Annotated in this window: 6 protein-coding genes; all 6 read right to left on the reverse strand. The window is 43.9% G+C overall.

The window, feature by feature from the left end; genetic code table 11:
• Positions 1-87: 87 nt before the first annotated feature.
• Complete coding sequence (locus L1D51_RS19835) at positions 88-1,266, reverse strand: cystathionine beta-lyase (RefSeq protein ID WP_239964594.1); 1,179 nt, start codon at positions 1,264-1,266, stop codon at positions 88-90.
• Between the two features lie 19 nt (positions 1,267-1,285).
• Positions 1,286-2,203, reverse strand: a complete 918-nt coding sequence (nudC, locus tag L1D51_RS19840) for an NAD(+) diphosphatase (protein ID WP_239964596.1) — start codon at positions 2,201-2,203, stop codon at positions 1,286-1,288.
• A 114-nt stretch (positions 2,204-2,317) separates the two neighbouring features.
• Positions 2,318-3,112: a glucosamine-6-phosphate deaminase gene (gene nagB / locus L1D51_RS19845; protein ID WP_054561755.1), complete on the reverse strand. Its 795-nt coding sequence runs from the start codon at positions 3,110-3,112 to the stop codon at positions 2,318-2,320.
• Positions 3,113-3,322: 210 nt separating this feature from the next.
• A complete protein-coding gene (nagX, locus tag L1D51_RS19850; protein WP_054561756.1) occupies positions 3,323-4,453 on the reverse strand; it encodes a transmembrane glucosamine N-acetyltransferase NagX in 1,131 nt (376 codons plus the stop codon).
• Between the two features lie 63 nt (positions 4,454-4,516).
• Positions 4,517-5,629, reverse strand: coding sequence for an N-acetylglucosamine-6-phosphate deacetylase (gene nagA / locus L1D51_RS19855; protein ID WP_239964598.1), 1,113 nt, complete (start codon positions 5,627-5,629; stop codon positions 4,517-4,519).
• Positions 5,629-6,543, reverse strand: a complete 915-nt coding sequence (gene nagK, locus L1D51_RS19860) for an N-acetylglucosamine kinase (protein WP_054561758.1) — start codon at positions 6,541-6,543, stop codon at positions 5,629-5,631. The genes nagA and nagK overlap by 1 nt, the downstream gene beginning before the upstream one ends.
• Positions 6,544-6,689: the final 146 nt, after the last annotated feature.

Raw genomic sequence — 6,689 nt, forward strand, 5'->3', positions numbered from 1 at the left:
GAATTACACTAAGTTGAAACAGCTTGAATTACCAGAAAAAAAAGACCCGACAAGCGGGTCTTATGTAACAAAGTATAAACTTTTAACCTAGAGGTGGCTTTCGTACACTGCAAGCGCTTGGTCAAGGTCGGCTAGTAAATCAGCTACATCTTCAAGACCAATGTGTAGCCTTATTACCGGACCTTGCGACCAACCTGTTTCAGAGCGAAGCCCTTTCATGCTCAGGTTTGCTGTTACTAAACTCTCATAACCACCCCAAGAAAAGCCCATTTTAAAATGGTGCAAGCTATCTAAAAACGAATCAATCGCTTGTTGATTACCCTGCTTCATTACAAATGAAAATAAGCCGTTGCTGCCATCAAAGTCTCGTTTAAAGAACTCATGACCCGGGCACGTTGCAAAAGCCGGATGGCGAATATGATCAACCAATGGGTGTGTTTCAAGCCATTTAGCCACTTCGATGGCGGCTTGTTCATGCTGCTTTAAACGCACAGCCATAGTACGGAGACCACGAAGCGCTAAATAAGCATCATCAGCAGAGGTACATTGACCAAGTAGGTATGAATTTTCTCTAAGGGTTGGCCAATACTTTTTATTGGCAACCGCCACCCCCATCATCACATCTGAGTGACCAACGATATATTTTGTCGCTGCTTGAATACTAATATCTACGCCATGCTCAAGCGGTCTAAAATGCAGACCATTCCCCCAGGTGTTATCTAGCATGGTCATTACACCGCGCTCATTTGCCTTTGCAACCATGGCTGGCACATCTTGCACTTCCATGGTGATTGAGCCAGGTGATTCTAAAAACAATACGCGAGTGTTATCTTTAATAAGCTCACTAATCCCTGCACCAATTCCCGGCGGGTAATAAGTTGTTTCAATTCCTAATCCAGCCAGTATTTTGTCGCAAAAATCACGGGTCGGCTCGTAAGCGGTATCCACCATTAAAATATGATCGCCCGCTTTCACAAACGAGAGTAGCGCATTGCTTATTGCAGCCGCACCTGATGGATATAGCGCACAGCCTTCGCCACCTTCAAGTTCAGCAATGGCTTCTTGCAAAGCAAAGTGTGTCGTCGTACCGCGACGGCCATAAAATAACGTTTTGTCGCCTCGCTTCTTCGCCGCTGCTTTTAAATCAGCCACTGAATCGAATACTACCGTTGATGCACGTTGCACCACAGGGTTCACAACCCCTTGTGTGTACGCTTTTTTACGCCCTGCAGAGACGATTTGGGTATTTTTATTTGTCTTTGTCATAATTTGTCCAAGCTGTGCTTTACAGGTTGCGCCAGTGCTCAACCAAAAATCGAGAAATAGAATCTTGTCGGGTTAGTTTAAGATGACTGCCCTGCTCATGCCATTGGCCGAATTCATTAAGTTCAGCACGGCTAAACCATCTTGCATCGTCTAACTCGTCTTTATCTACCTGAATATCTTCTGAAACCGCTGTGGCCATAAAGCCAAACATTATTGATGATGGAAATGGCCAAGGCTGTGAAGCGATATATTGAATATCTGTCACCGCAACACCGGCTTCTTCCATAACTTCGCGGGCAACGGCCTGCTCTAGTGTTTCACCTGGGTCTGCAAAACCAGCAAGAGTTGAAAAAACACCTTCAGGCCAGCTTGCTTGACGGCCTAACAAGCAGCGCTCAACCCCATCTGAAAAGGTTTTAGTAACTATCATAATCACCGCAGGATCGGTTCGCGGAAAGGTTTGATGCTGGCAAGTTTGGTTCTCACATAATCGTGAATGCCCAGCTTCAACCATATTATTTTCATGACCACAACGGCCACAAAACCGGTGCGTTGCGTGCCAAAAACACAAGCCCCTTGCCAGTGCGGCAATCGAACCTTGTTTTAACTCAACTTGTGGGCCTAACTTGCGAATATCTACAAATTCAGTGCCATTAAGCATAGGCTCAATAAGTGAGTCTGGAACATGGCTGACGTCTAAAGCAAAATGAGCCACATCATCGTCGTCTAAACCCAATAAAATGCTTTTTGATAAGTCGAGATGATCCACTTGAGATAAGCGTAAATAACACACTTCAGGACTGTCTTTAACAAATAAACTTTGATTGTTATTGACCAATAACCAGCGACTCTGAGAATTCATTTGAGCCTTTAACCACTTTGGATCTTTACGACGATTTGATGCACGATCCAATGGCATTTGAGAGTAATTCAGCATGGCATTCCTTGAAAATAGTTTACTCGCTAAAACTACCATAAGCGGATGATAAACCCAATTTATTACAGGCATAAAAAAAGCCCAAACTGGGCTTTTTTATTCTCTCTCACAATTTTACAAGGTCGCTAGGTGCGCTTGTAGTTTTTGGTTCTCAGCTTCAATATGCTGATAGAACTCTAAATCTTCTAATTGACTCGCTGCAGCTTTATCAATGATGATCACCGCATCTTTATGAAGTTGCAGTGCTGAAGCTGGGCATTTAGCCATTAACGGGCCTTCTACCATGGCATGAACGGCATCAGCTTTACTTGCACCGGTTGCTAAAAGCACTACTTTTTTGGCTTCTAAAATAGTGCCAATACCCATAGTGATTGATAAATGCGGTTGATACTCACCCTCAGCAAAAAATCGCGCATTGTCTTCAATTGTCGCTTTGGTCAGTGTTTTAACACGGGTGCGTGATGTCAAACCAGATGAAGGTTCGTTAAAGCCAATATGACCATTACGGCCAATACCAAGTAGTTGTACGTCAACACCACCAGCCGCTGTGATTTTTTGCTCATATTCATTACAAGCAACAAGCGGGTTTACTGCATCACCCGGCGGTACATGGGTGTTTTGTTTATCGATATCAACATGGTTAAATAGCTGTTCATTCATAAAGTAACGATAACTTTGTGGATGCTCGCCAGTTAAACCTAAGTATTCATCTAAGTTAAATGTTGTCGCTTGGCTAAACGAAATATCGCCAGCTTTATTTTTTTCGATCAGTTGTTGATACAAAGCAACAGGTGTTGACCCTGTGGCAAGACCAAGTACTGAGGCTGGTTTTTTTAGTAATTGTTTCGCAAAGATGTTGGCACCATACGCTGCAACTTGGGCTGCATCATCAAGAATCACTATTTGCATATCGATTAGCTCTAATTATAAGTTGGAAAAAAATGGGACCTAAAACCCAACCCCACGTGCAATCGAGCTGGGTTTTAGATCAAACCACTGCCAGGATACGATGCAGTAGCTATAACCATTATGACAACGCTGTCATTATCACTTCTAGTTTTATCTTTGTAAAGTAAAAGTGAATAAAAAATTACTCTTTTTGTTAGTGTCTAATAATTATTAAACACTAACAAAGATCTTACGGCGATACATCCAATGCAATACCAGCATTTGTACTGCTAATAATGCAATTACCGCCATCAGGGGTTGCCATGCCTCTGGCACAGCTCGAACCACCCCACCAAATACGCTTTGGCTGACATAGCCCCAATTCACAAGACTTGACGCTAAGTAAATAATAATAGAGTTTGCACCTATGATCACAAAAGGATACGCGGCGCGTTGCCCTGGCAGAATATCCACCAGTGCATAAAAAACGGCGAGCAATATGGCACTCCAGCCAACGGTTACAAGCACAAATGAGCTAGTCCAAAGCTCTTTATTTACTGGGAACTGTAAATCCCATAACCAACCTAAACACACACTTACCACACCTGCGGCGAACAATAAGGCGGTCATTTTCCACTCGCCAATTTGCTGAGCACGAGCCACTAGTTGACCTGCAAACACACCCATTAATGCATTAACTATCGCTGGGATATTCGACAATACACCTTCTGGGTCTACCACACGGTTTTGATAACTAATCCCCGGTAGTAAGTGTGCATCAAACCATGCATTCCAACTTCCTGCTGCTGAAAGGTCGCCAGCACTGCCACCCGGCACTGGAACAAAACAAAGTAGTAGCCAATAACCCACTAAAATAGCTGCTGCGGTAATAATTTGTGTTCGTAAACTGGTATGCCAAACCAACATTGCACAGAAGAACCACGCAATAGCGATGCGGCCAAGCACACTGGCATAACGAATTTCATCCAACGCCATTGGCATCCCTGTGCCCCAGCCGTGGTTATACAAAATACCTAATAAACACAATAGTAAAAGACGTTTACCCGCCTTACGGTAATACACTTTGCGCTCATCAAACGGTAAATGGTCAATGCGTTTCGGGGCTAACCCCATCGCCACACCCGATAAGAATATAAACAATGGGAAAATCAGATCGTAAAATGTGAAGCCATGCCAAACGCTGTGCACGGTGTGTGCTTCAAAAACTTTCCAGCCAGTCCAGCCAGTTAAAACGAAGAGCGCTGCGAATAGTGACTGTCCGCCTAATATCCAAAACATATCCATGCCGCGCAGTGCATCCAGCGATGCCAAACGTTTTCTTGTTGGTTGTGTTGTTGTCATTGTATTACCTTAAATAGAAAAAGCCCCGCGATACAACGGCGGGGTTTTTACCAGGGAAGCTTGTTATAGCGCTTTTCCAGCAATAAAGGTGGCTTGTACATTTTGCTGTGCGTCTAACACCACAAAGTCAGCGTCAAACCCGCTCAGTAAGCGACCTTTTTTATGTAAACCTAAATATTGTGCAGGATAAAGTGATGCCATACGTAAGCTCTCAGCAAGGCTAACATCCAATGTGTTCACTGTGTTGCGCACCGCACTTGCCATATCAAGTACGCTGCCTGCTAATTCACCGGTCGTTGAATTTAATCGGTCGCCAGTACGAATAACTTTACGACCATCAAAGAAATCAAACTCCATATCGTCAGTCCCTACAGGTGGCATTGCATCTGTGACTAACATAATTTTTCCGCGCTGTTTACTGCGAATTGCTAATTTTGCTGATGATGGGTGTACATGGTGACCATCAACAATCAAGCCGCACCAGCTGTTATCATCCCAAAGTGCAGCACCTACAACACCCGGCTCTCGTGATGTAAATGCTGACATAGCATTAAATAAGTGGGTAAAACCATCAGCCCCTGCCGCAAGTGCTGCATTGGTGGTCGCAAAGTCTGCATTGGTGTGGCCAATTGATACTTTTACACCACACTCAACCAAGCGCGCGATATCATCAGCACTGACATTCTCAGGTGCTAGGGTTACCATTTTAATGCCTAGATCTTGGCGGGCATAAATCGCAAATTCTTGCTCTGTAATAGGTCGAATAAATTGCTCGCTGTGGGTGCCTTTTTTAGGTAATGAAAGATGTGGCCCCTCGAAGTGCACACCCATTACGCCCGGAACACCTTCAGCAATTGCTTGTGCAGTGGCATCGGCCGCTTTTGCCATGACTTCGACTTGGTCGGTAATCAGGGTTGGCATAATCGCTGTTGAACCAAACTGACCATGTGCTTTGGCTATTCTATCTAAGCAATCTGGCGTTTGTTCAGCGTTAAAAAACGCTCCGCCACCGCCATTCACTTGCACATCAATCAAACCGGGTGCCACTAAACCTGTTAATGCAACGGCATTAGCATCTGCTTCAACAAACTTAAACACACCATTGTCGACGCTAAAATATACGTCAGATAAAAATTCGTCACCGGTAAACAATGAACTCGCATAATAAATCGTCATTACAAACTTACCTCTTGGTTTTGTTCAAGCACAGATTGCTGAGCAAAATACACAGCGCCCATTTCCGGTGGTTGAATAGGTGACTCAACGCGTTTCGCAATATCCTCTGCAAGCCACTTATTTAATGGCTCAGCTAAGCCACCAATCATAGATAAGCGTGGCGGGTTATTCTCTAATAAGCGCTGAGCTAATTTACTGACGTAATCAGCACCCTCTTTAACAATCGAAACCGCAACTTTGTCATTGTTATTGGCGGCTTCAAATACATAGCGGGCTAATTTGGCAAAACTACTCGAAGGCTGACCAGACATTTTTTCAACAATCGCCATCGCATTGTCAGCTGCAAAATGCTCGGTGATCACTTTAGTCAGATTTGTTACTTCACCTAGGCCATCAAGGTCTAACAAGGTCGCTTTTATTGCTTCAAGACCCATCCAGGCACCACTGCCTTTATCTCCTAGAGCAAAGCCATGACCGCCAAAGTTAGTTGTGCGACCATTTACACAAGAAAAACCACAAGAGCCAGTGCCTGTGATGATCACCGCACCATCACTCCCTTCATGGGCGCCGATACAGGCTGTATGTAAGTCAGTGGTGAGGAACATTTGTTTAAATGGATGCTCCCATTCCATAATCTTGTCGTACAAGCTTGGTAGGTTTACGCCTGCTAAACCTAAGCCGGCATAAAGCTGATGAACGGTTTCAAGCGGTAAACCCGCATCACGAAGTGCTAATTGTGTTGAGACCATAATTGATTCGAGAGTACGTTCCAAACCATGTAATGGATTTGCAGGACCACCTAGGCCAGTTCCTAATACACCTTGTTTAACAGAGTAGATAGTTGCTCGACATTTCGTTCCGCCACCATCGATACCAATAAACAATTGGTCCTCATTCACACTCTTCGCCATCATTTAACGACCCCTAGCCTTCGTTTAGTTTTTGTCTAAATCGCATTATTTTTCTTATCAGAATGCGAAATCATCTCAACCTTTGTTGATTTAATGTTACACAACAAATGACAGCGTTGTCATTATATTTTTTATAAAAATTCGTATAA

Source organism: Pseudoalteromonas shioyasakiensis, from assembly GCF_022398475.1.
GTDB lineage: Bacteria > Pseudomonadota > Gammaproteobacteria > Enterobacterales > Alteromonadaceae > Pseudoalteromonas.